The organism is Flagellimonas marinaquae (genome assembly GCF_003992675.1).
Taxonomy (GTDB): domain Bacteria; phylum Bacteroidota; class Bacteroidia; order Flavobacteriales; family Flavobacteriaceae; genus Flagellimonas; species Flagellimonas marinaquae.
This window is the reverse complement of sequence record NZ_RZMZ01000015.1, coordinates 921888-938340: the sequence shown is the minus strand read 5'-3', so window position 1 is coordinate 938340 and position 16453 is coordinate 921888. Positions and strand designations below refer to the sequence as shown.

Annotated in this window: 16 protein-coding genes; 14 read left to right on the top strand and 2 right to left on the bottom strand. The window is 42.2% G+C overall.

Going from position 1 to position 16453, the window contains the following annotated elements; translation table 11 throughout:
* Positions 1–31 precede the first annotated feature (31 nt).
* On the top strand, positions 32–1288 hold the full coding sequence (locus tag EO130_RS13635) for an NAD(P)/FAD-dependent oxidoreductase (protein WP_127142050.1): 1257 nt from the start codon (positions 32–34) through the stop codon (positions 1286–1288).
* A 77-nt stretch (positions 1289–1365) separates the two neighbouring features.
* Entirely contained in the window at positions 1366–2292 is a 927-nt protein-coding gene (locus EO130_RS13630; protein WP_127142049.1) for a hypothetical protein, read from the top strand.
* 57 nt (positions 2293–2349) lie between these two features.
* Here the strand turns inward: EO130_RS13630 and EO130_RS13625 are convergent, their stop codons facing one another.
* Positions 2350–2997, bottom strand: a complete 648-nt coding sequence (locus tag EO130_RS13625; protein WP_127142048.1) for an alpha/beta hydrolase — start codon at positions 2995–2997, stop codon at positions 2350–2352.
* A 62-nt stretch (positions 2998–3059) separates the two neighbouring features.
* On the opposite strand from EO130_RS13625, the gene EO130_RS13620 reads away from it, so the two are divergent.
* The 9 genes from EO130_RS13620 (at position 3060) to EO130_RS13580 (ending at position 12557) form a co-directional block, all read left to right on the top strand.
* Positions 3060–3482 carry a PaaI family thioesterase gene (locus EO130_RS13620; protein WP_127142047.1) on the top strand — a complete coding sequence of 141 codons (423 nt, stop codon included), beginning with the start codon at positions 3060–3062 and terminating at the stop codon, positions 3480–3482.
* Positions 3463–4524, top strand: a complete 1062-nt coding sequence (locus tag EO130_RS13615) for a chorismate-binding protein (RefSeq protein ID WP_241244360.1) — start codon at positions 3463–3465, stop codon at positions 4522–4524. The genes EO130_RS13620 and EO130_RS13615 overlap by 20 nt, the downstream gene beginning before the upstream one ends.
* 55 nt (positions 4525–4579) lie before the next feature.
* Positions 4580–6319: a 2-succinyl-5-enolpyruvyl-6-hydroxy-3-cyclohexene-1-carboxylic-acid synthase gene (gene menD / locus EO130_RS13610; RefSeq protein WP_127142046.1), complete on the top strand. Its 1740-nt coding sequence runs from the start codon at positions 4580–4582 to the stop codon at positions 6317–6319.
* A 38-nt stretch (positions 6320–6357) separates the two neighbouring features.
* Entirely contained in the window at positions 6358–6699 is a 342-nt protein-coding gene (locus tag EO130_RS13605; RefSeq protein WP_127142045.1) for a DUF2853 family protein, read from the top strand.
* Between the two features lie 78 nt (positions 6700–6777).
* Complete coding sequence (locus EO130_RS13600; protein ID WP_127142044.1) at positions 6778–7608, top strand: CvfB family protein; 831 nt, start codon at positions 6778–6780, stop codon at positions 7606–7608.
* 149 nt (positions 7609–7757) lie between these two features.
* Positions 7758–8357, top strand: coding sequence for an SPOR domain-containing protein (locus tag EO130_RS13595; protein ID WP_127142043.1), 600 nt, complete (start codon positions 7758–7760; stop codon positions 8355–8357).
* A gap of 2 nt (positions 8358–8359) precedes the next feature.
* Positions 8360–9268, top strand: a complete 909-nt coding sequence (gene menA, locus EO130_RS13590; protein WP_127142042.1) for a 1,4-dihydroxy-2-naphthoate octaprenyltransferase — start codon at positions 8360–8362, stop codon at positions 9266–9268.
* A gap of 32 nt (positions 9269–9300) precedes the next feature.
* The gene (locus EO130_RS13585; protein ID WP_127142041.1) at positions 9301–10056 is read left to right on the top strand and encodes a LytR/AlgR family response regulator transcription factor; all 756 of its coding nucleotides are present in this window, start codon (positions 9301–9303) and stop codon (positions 10054–10056) included.
* 539 nt (positions 10057–10595) lie between these two features.
* The gene (locus tag EO130_RS13580; protein ID WP_127142040.1) at positions 10596–12557 is read left to right on the top strand and encodes a sensor histidine kinase; all 1962 of its coding nucleotides are present in this window, start codon (positions 10596–10598) and stop codon (positions 12555–12557) included.
* 3 nt (positions 12558–12560) lie between these two features.
* Here the strand turns inward: EO130_RS13580 and EO130_RS13575 are convergent, their stop codons facing one another.
* Positions 12561–13355 carry an SDR family oxidoreductase gene (locus tag EO130_RS13575; RefSeq protein WP_127142039.1) on the bottom strand — a complete coding sequence of 265 codons (795 nt, stop codon included), beginning with the start codon at positions 13353–13355 and terminating at the stop codon, positions 12561–12563.
* A gap of 45 nt (positions 13356–13400) precedes the next feature.
* Here EO130_RS13575 and EO130_RS13570 point away from each other — a divergent pair, with 45 nt between their 5' ends.
* The 3 genes from EO130_RS13570 to EO130_RS13560 are packed head-to-tail and all read left to right on the top strand — an operon-like array spanning position 13401 to position 16433.
* On the top strand, positions 13401–14453 hold the full coding sequence (locus EO130_RS13570) for an o-succinylbenzoate synthase (RefSeq protein ID WP_127142038.1): 1053 nt from the start codon (positions 13401–13403) through the stop codon (positions 14451–14453).
* Positions 14444–15382: a CPBP family intramembrane glutamic endopeptidase gene (locus tag EO130_RS13565; RefSeq protein ID WP_127142037.1), complete on the top strand. Its 939-nt coding sequence runs from the start codon at positions 14444–14446 to the stop codon at positions 15380–15382. The genes EO130_RS13570 and EO130_RS13565 overlap by 10 nt, the downstream gene beginning before the upstream one ends.
* Before the next feature lie 19 nt (positions 15383–15401).
* A complete protein-coding gene (locus tag EO130_RS13560) occupies positions 15402–16433 on the top strand; it encodes an AMP-binding protein (RefSeq protein ID WP_241244359.1) in 1032 nt (343 codons plus the stop codon).
* Positions 16434–16453 lie beyond the last annotated feature (20 nt).

The following is a 16453-nucleotide window of genomic DNA, read 5'->3' as shown; positions in this document are numbered from 1 at the left end:
CCCAATTGGGGTAACCATTAAATGGCGCAATATGGGCAAGAACAAAAGTGTGATTGTGATTGGAGGAGGCATCGTTGGCCTCTCTACTGCGTATTTTTTGCACAAAGAAGGGCATAAGGTAACCGTACTGGACAAATCGCATATTTCTGCGGGTGCTTCCTTTGTAAATGCAGGCTATTTGACACCAAGCCATATCATTTCGCTGGCATCTCCGGGTATGATTACTCAAGGAATCAAATATATGTTCAATTCATCCAGTCCTTTTTACATGAAGCCCAGATGGGATATCGATTTTATAAAATGGGCATGGTACTTTAAAAAATCGTCCACCAAAGCGAAGGTGGAAAAAGCGATGCCGGTGATTCGTGATATCAACCTTTTGAGCCGAGATTTGTTTGAAGGAATCCAAGCTTCTGGAGATTTGGGTCACTTTGAAATTGGCAACCAAGGTTTACTGATGATGTTCCAGACTGATAAGGCCCGTGACCACGAAATGGAAGTGGTGGAAAAAGGAAAGGAGTTGGGTTTATACGGTAGATTGTTGACCAAACAGGAATTGCAGGACTTGCAACCCGACGTAGCCATAAATGCAAAAGGGGCCATTCTTTGGGAATGCGATAGGCATACCACACCACCGCTGATCATGAAGAATTTGTTGGACTATCTCATGAGAAGTGGGGTAGATGTACGTAAAAACGAAGGCGTAACCGACCTGTCTGTTGTAGGCAAACGGATTACAGAAGTGCGGACGGAGCAGGGTACCTATTCGGCCGATGAGATTGTTTTGGCCGCTGGCTCATGGACATCCCATCTTTCAAAAAAAATCCGAATAAAATTGCCTTTGCAAGCAGGAAAAGGTTATCGAATCAACATGGAGGAACCGACAAATATCACCTTGCCTGCCATTTTGATGGAGAAAAAAATTGCCGTGACTCCAATGGAAGGTTTTACCCGATTTGCAGGTACCATGGAATTTTCAGGAATCAACCATACCATTCGCAAGGAGCGGGTAGAGGCCATAGCCAAAGGAGTGGAAAGTTATTATGAAGGTCTTAGGATTCCCGAGAAAGCCAAGGCTGACGCCAAATGTGGCCTGCGCCCTGTTTCTCCCGATGGACTTCCTTACATCGGGAAAATCAAAGATATGGACAACCTGACCATAGCTACTGGCCATGCCATGATGGGTTGGAGCTTGGGACCGGCCACCGGAAAATTGGTCACTGAGATGATTTCTGGCCAAGAACTTTCCATGGGTATCGGCCCTTTTGACCCCCAACGTAAATTTTAGGTCATTTCTAACCGATTCGGGCATGATATATGCCGTTAAGATTTTTCAGTTGTTGTTTTTACGATTAATTTTACAACATGAAAAAACACTGCCATATTTCATTATTTCTGTCATTGTTCGTCGTCTTCGGGATGTGGTCCCAAGAAGCACAAATTTTTACGCTAAAGGACTTTGACCTTAACGGAAAGGTGAAATCGTGTTTGGTCTCCACCAATTATGGCAAGGAATTGTTCGAATTCAATAAGGAAGGGGTGCTGACCAAAACAGTGACCCAATACAACGATACGGACCAGGATATCACTTACTACAAGTATCATAATGGGGAATTGTTGGAGAAACGCATGGAAAGTTACAAGAACAACGTTTTGGACGAATCCACTTCCATGGCCAATTTTTATGAGCTTGATACCGTTCCAACCTTGACCGTTACCGAAAAAATTATTTCGTACGACAAGCAGTTTTTGGAACAACAACAATACCACTACGATGAGGAAGGCAAGTTGGTACGGATTATTACATCGAACGGCGAAGGTGTGGACGAAACTACTTTTGACTACGCCACGGTGAAAAATGAGGAAACGGTGAGTACTTTCACCAATGGAATCTTGCAAAAATCGGTGCGAACATCCACCAAAAAGGTTGGAAACAAAACTCAAAAAGTGGTGCTCACCAAGGAATATATTGATGGAGAGCCCAACACAGCCAACGAGGAAGTCTTCAATGAGGCGGACAAATTGGTGACCAGCGAAGATTTTTTATACGATATGGCGGAAAAGGAATTTGTTTCCCAAGAAAAACGATTTTACCACTATTCCGAAGGAGTACTGAGCAAAGTGGTCCATAAAACCGTAAATACGGAATCAACGGACAAATATATTTTTCAGTTTGATAATCATACCCCCAGTAATTGGGTAAAAAAAATCGTGACACCGGGAAATAGTTATACTACCCGTATCATTGAATATTATAAAGAAGAGACACCCAAGGAACAGACCTCTAACTAGCTTGTTACCTGCTTCTTTTGCATTGTAAAGCTTTTTATGCCAAAATTGGGCGGCTGGTCAGTCCAATAATTTCTCTACGATTTCAGGCTTTACATCATGCCCGCCCTTAAAGGTGATAATTTCGGCATGGCCTTGAAACAATGTATCAATTTTGACTTTTTCCCCTTTTAAACGGTCTGGAGTAAGAAATTCATCTTGGTCACCATAAATAATCTTTATTTGGGTAGCGGTAAAGTCCAGAAAATTAAAATCGGAAGCGGTCAGCTCATTCGGAATGCCGCCAGCGTAAAGCACCACTAGTTTACAACGAAACTTTTTGCCTGCCAGCCAACGAGTGGCAACGGAGACTCCTTGTGAAAACCCGAAGAGAATGAGATTTACGTGCTCGTGAATATGCTCAGCTTCCAAAACTGCATCGATATAATTAAGGACGTTGTTTACCTCGATGGCCGTGTTTTCTTTGGTAAGCCAACATGCACCAACATATTTGTACTCGTTTTTTAAATAGTATTTGGAAGGTGCCTGAGGGACAATGAGATAGTTTTCCTCAGTATCCAATCCTTCAAAATATTTGACAAAGTAGCGGCTCAGATAACCGATACCATGAAAAATAAGCCAAACGTTCTTGGTTTTTGAAGTTAATTCGTTCTGCGTCAGATAGGTGTTTTCGGTGGAATAGGTTACCGTTTTTTCTACGTTGGACATGATTGGTAATACTTTATTCGCTATTGCCTGAGCTTTGTGTAATTTTACAAAAAAGTAGAACGATGAACGAACACAAAGAGAAGATTTTGTCCGTTTGCAACGAAATTTGCAAAAACACCCTAATGGAAACCTTGGATATTACCTACGTGGATGTGGGGGAAAATTTTCTCTTGGCAAAAATGCCAGTGACCCCAAGAGTTCATCAGCCGGACGGAGTGCTCCACGGAGGGGCCTCTGTTGCCCTTGCCGAGAGTGTAGGAAGTGCCGCATCGTACATTTTTTTGGACGGTCAAAAGTTTGCTGTACGCGGTATCGAGATTGCTGCCAATCACGTAAAGTCCATCAAAGAAGGTTTTGTGTATGCCAAGGCATCCATTTTGCACAAGGGAAGGACCACCCAGCTCTGGGAAATAAAAATTACGGACGAAGAAGGCCAACTCATCTCCAACTGTAAATTGACCACCATTGCATTACCTAGAGAATAAAGAACTCGACACCATATGGAGTAAGGTAGGGGAGAGTCTGGAAAAAGGTTTGCCCTTTGCCCTCTATCGAAAACCTGATGCAGCCCAGATTTATGGTGTTTTTCAGTCCAGCAAAGATTTAAACGTGACCAAGGATTTTACGGAAAGTGGTTTTGTTTTTGCGCCCTTTGACAAGACGGACAAGGCCATACTTGTGCAACCTGATGCGTTTTGGACAGCTGAGTATATTCCCGGGAAGTCTCAAAATACGGCCAGCTTTAGTTTGGATGAATCTGGAAAAGAGGCCCATTTGCAATTGGTGAAGCGTGGAATAGCGGAAATAAAAAAGGGAAGATTGCAAAAAGTGGTATTATCCAGAAAAATGGAAGTTCCCATTTCCCAATCGCCTCTTGGGATTTTCAAGACGCTCCTGAACACCTATCCCAGTGCATTTGGCTATTTGTTCCACCATCCCGAGATAGATACGTGGTGCGGAGCTACACCGGAAACATTGGTAAAGGTTCAAAACAGGCAATTACGTACCATGTCCCTGGCGGCGACCCTTCCACATATCGAAACAGAAGAACCCCAATGGGGCGAAAAGGAAATCCAAGAGCAGCAGATGGTCTCCGAATACATTGGGGATAAATTGGCCCATGCCATGGAGGTGCTTGAGATTGATGAAGCAGAATCGGTCCGGGCAGGTAATTTGTGGCACCTGCGCTCTGAAGTTCGAGGTACCATGTTGCCCAATATAAAGGTGCGCGAAGTGATCAAGGCTTTGCACCCGACCCCAGCGGTTTGTGGCATCCCAACCGGAGAGGCACAGTTATTCATCGCATCTAACGAAAACTATGAAAGAACCTACTACACGGGCTTTTTGGGAGAACTGAACCTTGCCCAAGATGGGGAAACAGCCCTCTTTGTGAACCTGCGCTGTATGGAATTGAAGGGTGACAGAGCTTTTATTTTTGTGGGGGGTGGAATCACGGAAGCATCCGACCCCGAGAGCGAATGGGTTGAAACCCAAAACAAAAGCAAGACCATGCTTGGTGTTTTGTAAAATGGAGCCAGTTGTAGTAAGGAATTAATTTGGAGAAAGCGTATTTTTGTAGTCCATGACATATTCAGATATTCCGGCAGCGCAGACCTTGGTATTGTACTTTAAAACAAGGGGCGTTAAGAACATAGTTATCTCTCCGGGGTCCAGAAATGCCCCGTTGACCATCAGTTTTACAAAAAATCCGTTTTTTAAGTGTTTCAGTATTGTGGACGAACGCTGTGCCGCGTTTTTTGCCATGGGCATGGCCCAGCATTTGCGTGAACCGGTCGCCGTAATCTGTTCCTCGGGAAGTGCTTTGCTCAACTTTTATCCCGCAGTGGCAGAGGCCTACTACAGCGATATTCCTTTGATAGTGGTTTCTGCGGATAGACCGAGCTATCGCATCGATATTGGGGATGGACAGACCATTCGGCAAGAAAATGTGATGGAAAAGCATATCGGTTATTCGGCCAATTTGAAGCAGGATGTTTCGCACGCCACGGAAACCATTTCAAAATACGGCCCACATTTATTGACTGAAAACCAAGAAAAGGTTCAGGAATATAACGAAAGGGAGATTGCCAAAGCGCTTGCGGTTGCCTTTGATGAGAAATATCCGGTACACATCAATATTCCTTTTGAGGAACCCCTGTACGGAAGGGTAGAGGAGCCTTCAGTGGAACTCCAGAAATATGCATTTTCCGAAGTTATGGACAATGGCGAAGAGGAAGACTGGGAAGCATTGGCGGCCATTTGGAGAAGCAGTCCCCGGAAAATGGTTTTGGCGGGTGTTAACCATCCCAATGCGTTGGAAGAAGAGGTGTTGCATATGGTGGCCAACGATTCCGATACGGTATTGTTTACGGAAACGACCTCCAATTTGCATCATCCAGAATTTTTTGAAAGCATCGATAGCATTATAGCGCCCATTGAAAAATCCAAGAACAAGGAAGAATTGTTCAATGCTTTACAGCCTGACCTGTTGGTTACCTTTGGCGGACTGATCGTGTCCAAAAAAATCAAGGCCTTTTTACGGAAATACAAGCCCAAACAACACTGGCATGTGGATGTGAAAAAGGCGAACAATACCTTTTATTGTCTGTCAAAGCATATCAAAACAAACCCTAATCGGTTTTTTAAGGAAGTAGCTTCTGAATCTTTTGGCGAAAACCATTACAAGCGGTTTTGGGAAACCAAAAAAGCTATTTACGAAAGGAAGCGTGAAGACTATCTCAAAGAGATTCCCTTTTCGGATTTTTCCGCATTCCATCACATCATCAAAAAAATACCCAAAGGGTATCAAGTTCATTTGGCCAACAGTTCCACGGTGCGCTATGCCCAACTCTTTGCTTTGGACAAATCATTGAAAGTATACTGTAATCGGGGTACCAGTGGTATCGATGGCAGTAGTTCCACGGCCTTGGGAAGCTCTATTTATAGCGAAACACCAACGGTATTGCTTACAGGTGACCTTAGCTTTTTTTATGACAGTAATGCGCTGTGGAACACGTATATGCGACCTGACTTTAGGATAGTGCTCATGAACAATTCGGGGGGAGGTATATTTAGGATTTTACCGGGAATGGAAGAGACCGAAGAGTTCGAGACCTTTTTTGAGACCAGCCATAAACTAACTGCAGAACATTTGGCCTCTATGTATGGGTTCGACTATTTGAAGGTGGACAATGAAGATCAACTTGAAGATTCCCTCAAGGAATTCTACTCCAAATCGGAAAAGCCAAAAATCTTGGAAGTCGCCACACCACGGGTTTTGAACAATAAAATTTTGCTTGGGTACTTCGATTTTATATCTTAGAAGCTTAACTGTAAATCAAACTAGAACACTAACAGATTATGAGTAAAAGAGACGAATTAATCGAAAAGTACGCAGCGGACATCAAAAGTAAATTTGGACAGGATCCCGATATGGATTTGTTGACCAAAGTAGCCGTTGGACTTGGCCCTGCCATCTACAATTTGGATGCATCCAAAGTATCCGGTTCTGATGAAAAGGAATTGGAAACGGTAAAAAACAATTTCTTGATCAAAAAATTGGGGCTTGCCGATACCCCAGCGTTAATGGAGTCCATCAATAGTGTTATCGATACGTATGGACAATCGGAAAAGAACAAGCATCGTGCAGTCATTTACTATATTTTGGCCAAGCACTTTGGAAAGGAATCGGTTTACAATTAAGAGGTATGCCATCAAAAAAGAGCTGTTCGATTAGGGACAGCTTTTTTTATACCCGTTTTTTACAACTACCTTTACGGCATGATAGAATTGGGAAATTATAACACCCTTAAGGTGCTCAGGAGCACCAGTATAGGGCTTTTCTTGGGAGATGACGAAGGCACGGAGATCTTGTTGCCCAATAAATATGTGCCCGAGGATTTTCAGATAGATCAGGAAATGGACGTATTCTGCTACCTGGACAATGCGGAGCGCCCTATCTCCACTACCTTGAAGCCTAAAATCGTGAGAAACGGTTTTGCCTATTTGAAGGTGGTCGAAGTTGGGGCTTATGGCGCATTTATGGATTGGGGATTGGAAAAACATTTGCTTGTGCCTTTTAGGGAACAGTCCCTTAGAATGGAAGAAGGCGAAAAATACATTGTCCATTGCTATATGGATGAGGAAAGTATGCGCTTGACCGGCTCCAGTAGGGTAGATAAGTTTTTGTCCAACGACAACATGGAATACAATCAAAATGATGAGGTAGACCTGTTGGTATATCGGAAAACACCACTAGGATGGGAGACGATTGTGGATAACCGCCACAAAGGACTCATTTTTGACAGTGATATCTTCAAACCAATTTCCGTGGGCGATCGTTTTAAAGGGTTTGTGAAAAATATACGGGACGATAAAAAATTGGATATTTCACTTCAGCCCATTGGTGCAAAAATGCTGGAACCTACCGCCAAAATGATTTTGGACAAACTTGTACAAAGCGGAGGGTTTTTGCCCTTGCACGATAAATCGTCTCCAGATACCATCCAAAAGACCCTTCATTTGAGCAAAAAAGCTTTCAAAAAAGGGGTGGGGATTTTGTACCGCCAACGAAAAATAAGCATCCAAGAAGATGGCATACGGTTGCTTTAAGCTAAAAACGATGCCCAGACCTTATTTTTAGTAGCTTTAGCGAGGTAAAGTTTTTTTCTTTAGGCAAAAATTTTACTTTTGTAAGGATTCAGATTAACTTATTGGTTGCTACCCTTTTAGTGTGGCATAATTTAATAACCCCTGCACATATGCCTTTTATTGAAGAAAGCGATTTGTTGGACCTTCATAAGGATATAGATAAGGCCCAGATTATCAACGAAAGACTTCTTGATCAGATCAAGTTCAAGAACAAGGATTTACGCAAAATCAGGTTACAGCGCAATATTTTGTTGGGATTTGTTGGCCTGTTTGTTATCGGAACACTTGCCATTACCTCTTTTACCGCTGGATTGAGCAGCAAACAACAATTTGAGGGTCAAAGCAATGTGCTATTCTCCTTGGATAGCTTGGAGGTAATAAAGGCCCGAATCGATAATCTGAAGAAACAAAACCAAGAACTAAGTTTGGTCAAAGAATTTTACTTGGCCAAAGAGTTTTTGAACAAGGAAAAAATCTACTCCGTTCAAGTAAAGTCCTTTGTGGACAACAATGTGACCTTGGCCTCGGAAGCTTTGACCAATACACTTTTTGTAAAGACCAATCCTTTTTACGCTTACTCTTTGGGCAATTATGAAACTTTGGAGGAGGCCCAAAAGTTCAGAAAATTTTTGGTTCAAATTGGTTTTGAGGATGCGTTTGTAGCTTCTTACAAAGACGGTCAGCGTATCAAAATTGAAGATCCGTACTAAACTTGGGAAACACAAAAGCTTGGATACAAGCGGCTAGACTTCGTACACTCCCACTTTCTTTATCAGGGATTATTGTAGGCACTGCACTGGCTGCCTATCAAGGCCACTTTAGTGCCGTCATATTTGTTTTGGCAATGTTGACCACAATTGGTTTTCAGGTGATTTCCAACTTTGCCAACGATTATGGGGATGGTGTAAAAGGGACTGATAACGAGGATAGGATTGGACCTGCGCGTGCACTTCAAAGCGGCATCATTACGAGGGATTCCCTAAAAATGGGAATCATTGTTTCCGCCATATTGACCCTACTTATTGCTTTAGTACTTATTTACAAGGCATTTGGTTTGGAAAATCTACCTTATATCGTTCTGTTTTTCGCACTTGGGCTGCTCAGCATTTGGGCCGCCATAAAATACACGGTAGGCTCCAATGCCTATGGATATCGAGGCATGGGAGACTTTTTTGTATTCCTGTTTTTTGGTTTGTTGGGTGTTTTGGGCAGTATGTTTTTGTACACCAAATCATTGGATTATATGGCACTGTTACCGGCAGCCTCCATTGGTTTGCTATGTGTTGCCGTTCTTAACCTGAACAACTTACGGGACATGGTTTCCGACAAAAAGCATGGTAAAATAACGCTTGTGGTAAAAATGGGTTTTGATAAGGGCAAAATCTATCATGGTTTTCTGATTGTTACCTCCCTTTTATGTTTTGCTGCCTTTATTTGGGTAGAACGTTTTGGGGTGAAATCGAGCTTTTTCATGTTGGCCTTTGTGCCACTGCTGATTCATTTGCGAAAAGTGGTCAAAACGCAAAACCCTAAAGATTTGGATCCCGAACTCAAGAAAGTAGCTCTAAGCACCTTTTTGTTAGCTGTATTATTCTTAATTTCAGTTAATATTTTTTTGTAAATTTGATTACAACCAAATAAACTTAAAGGAACTTGGAACATCCGATAAAAATTTTGATCGTAGAGGATAATGTCATCATCGCAGATGACATGCAATCCATGTTAGAGGAAATCGGTTATGAAATCGTGGACAATGTTATTGTGTACGAACAAGCCGTAGATGTCCTGAAGAACAACCATGTGGACCTTGTACTTATCGATATCATCTTAGCTTCGGACAAGACGGGAATCGATTTGGGCAAACACATACGGGAAACCTACAATATTCCTTTCATTTTTGTTACCTCGAATTCCGACCGTGCTACCGTGGAGAATGCCAAAACGGTTAAACCGGACGGCTATTTGGTAAAACCTTTTGAACAACAGGACCTGTATACATCCATTGAGATAGCGCTTTCCAATTTCAATTACAATAAAAAGGGAGTGGGAAAGATGGAAGATGATGATGCCGCGGACGAAATTACATCCAATTCCATTTTGAAAGATTCCATTTTCGTCAAGAAACAACATCTATATTACCGTATACAGTTTAGTGACATCCAGTTCATTAAGGCGGACAACGTTTATTTGGAAGTGAATACGGCAGATAAAAAGTTTTTGGTACGTTCCCCATTGAAGGATTATTTGGAAAAATTACCCAAAAACAAGTTTTACAGGGCACACAAGTCCTACATTGTTAATGTGGACCATATTGATGCCATCAATTCCAAGGATATTATGATCAACAATAACTTGATTCCCATTTCCAAGGACTTTAAAGAATTCATTTTATCCTCTATGAACAGTTAAAAGAACTTTTTCATCAGATATATAAGCGCCTCCATTGGAGGCGTTTTTTTTGACGACCACATTTTGGTAAGGGTGTGACCACAACATCAACCTAGTTCACAACAATATTTTCCACACTTGGAACTGAGCACCTACTTTAGCAGTGTAATTAAATCAGAAAGTATTTTTTTCATTTTCATATAGTGTTCTCGTAAAAGGGTCTTGTTGTAAAAAGCAGGGCCTTTTTCAATTTTATACCTTTCGTGCTGCCCAGGTTGCTCCATGAAAGGCACAAAACATCGACAAAATACCATTTCGCATACAGTTGATAACTTTTCACAACAGAAATGGACACTTTCACAACATAAATGGTCATCTCTTTCCACTGACATTTAATTTTACGACCAAACTAGCGTTCTTTATATACCCCATAGCTTGCAATCAGTAATACATTCCATTTTTACAGTTGATTTGGTTATCGGGGGCAATAAAGGAAAAAAGGGCACGATAATATTATAGGGTCTTCGGTACTGTTTCGGGGCGCTATATCAAATTAATTAATGGGACGTTACGTAAGATTTTTATTTACCACAGTATACTTTGTCTTTCTCTTTGCTTCTTTCGCACAAACCGGTGCGGAAAATGAGGATAGTGTACTTGAAGAATTCCAAGACACTGGGCTAGCTTCAGAACGGTTCGAGGTTTTTTTCAATTCGTTGGACCGTTATAATGTCAATTCCGCCTACGATTGGTTGGATACCATCAAAATATACCTTACCAATGCCGAGAAAACAAAGGACACCAATGCCATTAGGCTGTATAAAGTTATGCAGGCACAGGTGTACAACGATTTGGGCGAATATGACAAAAGTACCGTTCTAGCCAAGGAGTTGTATGACATCAAGGATTCTTTGGATGATACTTCGCAAAAAGTGGTTTTGGATGTGTTGGACGACAATTATGCCAATCTACAATTGTTCGACAAACAGATTGAAATAAGAAAACAAAAGCGGGAGTTGGGCATTACCAACAATGTGGCCTTTTACGACATTTACAGTAACCTTGGCCTTTACAGAAAGGCCAGGAACCAATACATTATGGAGGTGAAGCCAACTATTGCGGACAACGATTCGTACGGGTTGGCAAAATACCACAGCAAAGTGGGCAATTACTTGCGATTGGACGACTCAGCACCTACGGCTTTGAGCGAATTGAAAAAAGCAAATTCCTACTTGGGCGTGTACATGAACGATATATCGACCCAAAAAAGCGAGGCCGATATTTTTGAAAGCCAATTGCTACAGGCCGAGATCGAAGGGAATATTGCCAAGTGCCATGTGATGCTCGGTGAGTTCGAAGAAGCAATTCCTCTTCTGGAAACCAGTATCGAAACCTTAAAAAAATCCCCTAGCAACAACGACCATAGTGAGGTCATCGAAAATACCTTGTTCTTGGCAGAGGCCAATCTGCAACTAGAGCGTTTTGCCGAGGCCAAAAAGTATTTGGATTTGGAATTTGACCACATCACTGTTTTACAGACCATTAAAAGAAATAGTTTGCTGGCTGCCTTTTACGACAAGGTGGAGAACTATAAAAATGCATCCATATACTACAAACGTAACGAGCGTATCAAGGATTCTCTGGCCAAAAAACAATCGGCGCTCATCAAACAACAATTGGTCACCATCGTGGCCAATGAGGATCTAGAGAATTCGCAACGTTTGATAGACGAGCAAAAACGTATCAATGAGTTGGCCCGTAGCGAAATGAAGGCCAAGGATGAGCGAATCAATCTGGTGTTTATTTCCTTGATATTTACCCTTTTGGGCTTTGCCGGTCTGGTATATGCCTACTTGAAAAGTATCAAGAACCAACGATTGATTGCAGAGCAAAAGCACATCATCGAAAATTCTTTGGTGGAAAAGGATTCCCTACTGAAAGAGATTCACCACCGGGTAAAGAACAATCTTCAGATGGTGAGCAGCTTGCTGAGCCTTCAAACCAAAAATACACGAAGTAAGGCGGCCATTGAAGCCTTGGAAGAAGGAAAGAGTAGGGTGAAGGCCATGGCATTGATTCACCAAAAACTGTATCAAAACGATGACCTTTCGGTAATAGAAATGCAAGGATACATTGAAAGTTTGATCAACAGCGTGCAATCTGTTTACAAAAAAGGAGGCCACAACATTAGCATCACCATTGATGCCGAAGGCACCGAACTGGATATTGACCGTGCTATTCCCTTTGGTTTAATTTTGAATGAGTTGGTCTCCAATTCGTTCAAATATGCCTTTCCCGAGAACGACGAGAACGGTAAAATTTATATTCACCTCCGAAAGAATGGAGATCAGGGCTATTTTGAATATACCGACAATGGCGTTGGTTTGCCCGAAGATTCCGATGAAAGAGCACATTCCTCCATGGGGATTCGTTTGATCAACAGATTGGTAAACCAATTACAGTCCAAACTGAATATTGACAGACAGGCTGAAGGTGTCCGCTTTTGGTTTAACTTTAGTTAAGCGCTAACGCACTTGGCTTTTCAGCACCACTTTGTGCAATAGTTTGGGGAAGAATCGCTTGAGATAGATTCCCTTGACTTCTTTACCACCAATGTAAATTTCGAACTTTTCACGCTTGATGGCATTGATTATTTTTTGTGCCGCCAATTCAGGTGTTATTCCGTTTTGTGTAGCCACGTCATCTTCTTTTTGCGGAGAACCATCGGCAGTCAAGGCATTTTTGGCCACATTGGTCTGCACAAACCCAGGACAGACCATGGTAACGTGAATTCCGTCCTTTTCATGTTCCATTCGCTTCACATCAAAAAAACCATGCAATGCGTGCTTGGCCCCGCAGTACCCCGAACGGTACGGGGAACCGAACTTGCCCATCAAACTGGTTACGGTTACAAAATGCCCGCTTTGATTGGCTATAAAATGGGGCAGAATGACTTTGGTCAGCGCTACGGTCCCCAGATAATTTACATCCATTAATTGTTGGTACACTTCTAGTGTTGTCTCTTTGATCAAGGAACGTTGGCTTATTCCTGCGTTATTCACCAAAATGTCTACCCTTCCAAACATACGGATTGCCTTGTCGGCAACGCCATGCATCCCCTTGTGGTCCTTCAAATCCAAAGGAAGAACGGAAATATTGCTTGAAGTATCACAGAGGTCTTTCACCTTGAGCAATTCTTCTTCCCTACGGGATGAAAGGATCAAATTGCAATCATACGCACTTAGGGCCAAAGCCAAACTTTTCCCAATGCCCGACGAAGCGCCGGTCACCCAGATTGTTTTTCCATCGATACTTGCCATACCTACTGTTTTAGAAGCAAAATATACTTAAATTTGGGCTACTTCATGAAAGCGAACTATAAAAAGTATACCCTTAACTTCAAAGTCCCAAGTGGCACCTCACGTGGCATAATGACCCAAAAAGAGACGTGGTTCCTAATCTTAAAGGACAACGGTTCCTTCGGAATAGGGGAATGTGGTATTCTTCGTGGTTTAAGTGCGGACGACCGACCTGATTATGAAGAAAAACTGGCTTGGACCTGTGAAAACATACAACTGGGAAAGGATAAGCTATTGGCAGAATTAAAAGTGTTTCCGTCCATACAATTTGGTGTGGAGCAGGCGTTTCTGTCCTTGTCATCCCAAGATGCCTTTGAGCTTTTCCCTTCGGATTTTACCAAAGCGGAGGCACCCATACCCATTAACGGACTGATTTGGATGGGTGACGAGAGGTACATGTTACAACAGTTAGAGCAAAAATTAAAGGATGGTTTTGGTTGCATCAAAATGAAGATAGGAGCCATAGATTTTGATAAGGAACTCTCCATTCTAAGGTCGATTCGAAATAATTTTTCCCCCAAGGAGATAGAACTACGGGTAGATGCAAACGGTGCTTTTTCTCCAGAAGAAGCCATGGGAAAGTTGGAGCAATTGGCCAACTTTCAGTTACATTCTATTGAACAGCCCATAAAGACAGGACAATGGGACAAAATGGCTTTGCTTTGCGAAAAAACAACCTTGCCCATCGCCTTGGACGAAGAGCTTATTGGCATATTTGATGTAACGGAAAAACAGAAATTGCTACAAACCATACGGCCGCAGTTTATCATTCTCAAACCGAGTTTGGTAGGAGGGATAAAAGGTAGTGGTGAATGGATAGCATTGGCCGAAAAACAAAACATTCGGTGGTGGATAACCAGTGCATTGGAGAGCAATATCGGATTAAATGCCATAGCACAGTTTACTTACACCTTGAAAACAACCATGCCACAGGGTTTGGGTACGGGTAGTTTGTTTACCAATAATATCAATAGTCCTTTGGAGGTATCCGGGGGACAGCTTTTTTATAGACAAGAAAATGTCTGGGATATGGAATTAATAGAAGAAATATGTACATAGAACAAGGATATAAGGGAACTATCGGCCTCTGGAAGTACCTGGTGCTTCCCGTTGGTTTTATTGGATTTATGGTACTCAACTACATTACCACTATAAATTCACCTATAAGTGTTGAGGATGCGATGCAACAAATAATCGACCAATTTGGGAGCAATCTTGTCCTGATCATCTTATTGGCACCTTTGGTGGTCGGTTTTTTTGTGGTACTGGGGTGGACACTTTTGGTGCATCAACAATCCATTACCTCCTTGACCACCTCGCGCAAAAGGATAGATTGGAACCGAATTTTATTCGCCTTTGGTCTGTGGAGTGCAGTGACCATCATTCTTACGGGAGTTGATATCTTTTTCTCACCAGATAAATATGAACTCAATTTTAATATTGCCAAATTCATTCCATTGGCCATAATCGCCATTCTATTGATTCCTTTGCAAACGAGTTTTGAGGAATACCTATTTAGGGGTCATATGATGCAGGGCATAGGGTTGATGGCCAAGAACAGATGGTTGCCCTTGATTGTAACATCCAGTCTTTTTGGCTTGATGCACATTGCCAATCCAGAGGTTGAAAAACTCGGTTTGGGCATTATGATCTATTATATTGGAACTGGATTCTTTTTGGGTATTTTGACCTTGATGGACGAAGGGCTGGAGTTGGCACTCGGTTTTCATGCGGCCAATAATTTGATAACCGCATTGTTGGTAACGGCAGATTGGACCGCTTTCCAGACCAATTCCATTTTTAAGGATGTGTCCGAACCCGTTTTGGGCTGGGATGTGTTGATTCCAGTATTTGTGGTATATCCCTTGTTATTGATATACTTTTCCAGAAAATATGGATGGACCAAGTGGAAAAACAGATTGTTTGGACGTGTATTGTCCAAAGAAGAATTTGTAGCGTTGACCGATGGGGAATCCAATTTGGCATAATATCCATTCTGATTTCAGGTTGAATGGAAACGCTTTCCATCTCGAAGGTTTACGGGATTTTGCCGAACAGCTGGCATCGTCCAGTGCCCATTTTGAACAATCCATGGGAGCCTTTTTGAAGGATTGGACTTCGGATGCCCCAACCCTTACAGTACAGACTTCGGGATCCACAGGAACTCCGAAAACGATTCTGCTCAAAAAGGAGCATATGCTCCATTCTGCACAGGCTACGGGACAATATTTTGGATTGCTTCCTAAGAATAGCGCACTGCTCTGCCTGCCCTGTACCGGAATCGCTGGCAAAATGATGTTGGTTCGTTCCTTGGTGCTCGGGCTTTCTCTTGATTATGTGGAACCTTCATCAACCCCGTTGTCGGCTCAAAAAAAAGAGTACGATTTTGTGGCCATGGTGCCGCTTCAGGTGCAAAATTCATTGGATCAATTAAACAAGGTAAAAAAACTCATTATCGGGGGAGCGGCGGTCGATACAAGTTTGAAGGAAAAGCTTCAGGATATATCCGTGGAAGCCTATGAAACCTATGGGATGACCGAGACCATCACCCATATTGCCGTAAAGCGAATCAATGGTAAACCGATGGATCATTTTGAAACCTTACCGAATGTTTCGGTAGCCCAAGACGATAGAGGCTGCCTAATTGTTCATGCGCCAAGCATCTCGGATGAAAAAGTAGTCACCAACGATTTGGTAGAATTGATCAGTGCAAATAAGTTTAGATGGTTGGGCAGATATGATTCCATCATCAATTCCGGGGGCGTCAAATTAGTTCCCGAACAAATAGAGGAAAAGTTATCCTCCCTTATTCAATCCCGCTTCTTTGTGGCGGGCATACCGGACGAAACTTTGGGTCAAAAATTGGTGCTCTTCTTGGAGGCCGAATCGGTGGACAAAGACAGTCTGTTTCACCAAATGAAACAGCTTCCTGGATTATCAACATATGAGATTCCAAAACGTATCTATTGTCTAACTTCCTTTGCTGAAACCAAAACCAAAAAAATAGACCGTAAAAAAATATTGGAACAACTTAGCTAAGTTTCGTACATTCAAAACTT

Excerpts from the sequence above, each read along its gene's own strand:
- EO130_RS13635 (WP_127142050.1), top strand. The coding sequence starts at position 32 with ATGGGCAAGAACAAAAGTGTGATTGTGATTGGAGGAGGCATCGTTGGC.
- EO130_RS13630 (WP_127142049.1), top strand. The coding sequence starts at position 1,366 with ATGAAAAAACACTGCCATATTTCATTATTTCTGTCATTGTTCGTCGTC.
- EO130_RS13625 (WP_127142048.1), bottom strand. The coding sequence starts at position 2,997 with ATGTCCAACGTAGAAAAAACGGTAACCTATTCCACCGAAAACACCTAT.
- EO130_RS13620 (WP_127142047.1), top strand. The coding sequence starts at position 3,060 with ATGAACGAACACAAAGAGAAGATTTTGTCCGTTTGCAACGAAATTTGC.
- menD (WP_127142046.1), top strand. The coding sequence starts at position 4,580 with ATGACATATTCAGATATTCCGGCAGCGCAGACCTTGGTATTGTACTTT.
- EO130_RS13605 (WP_127142045.1), top strand. The coding sequence starts at position 6,358 with ATGAGTAAAAGAGACGAATTAATCGAAAAGTACGCAGCGGACATCAAA.
- EO130_RS13600 (WP_127142044.1), top strand. The coding sequence starts at position 6,778 with ATGATAGAATTGGGAAATTATAACACCCTTAAGGTGCTCAGGAGCACC.
- EO130_RS13595 (WP_127142043.1), top strand. The coding sequence starts at position 7,758 with ATGCCTTTTATTGAAGAAAGCGATTTGTTGGACCTTCATAAGGATATA.
- EO130_RS13580 (WP_127142040.1), top strand. The coding sequence starts at position 10,596 with ATGGGACGTTACGTAAGATTTTTATTTACCACAGTATACTTTGTCTTT.
- EO130_RS13575 (WP_127142039.1), bottom strand. The coding sequence starts at position 13,355 with ATGGCAAGTATCGATGGAAAAACAATCTGGGTGACCGGCGCTTCGTCG.
- EO130_RS13570 (WP_127142038.1), top strand. The coding sequence starts at position 13,401 with ATGAAAGCGAACTATAAAAAGTATACCCTTAACTTCAAAGTCCCAAGT.
- EO130_RS13565 (WP_127142037.1), top strand. The coding sequence starts at position 14,444 with ATGTACATAGAACAAGGATATAAGGGAACTATCGGCCTCTGGAAGTAC.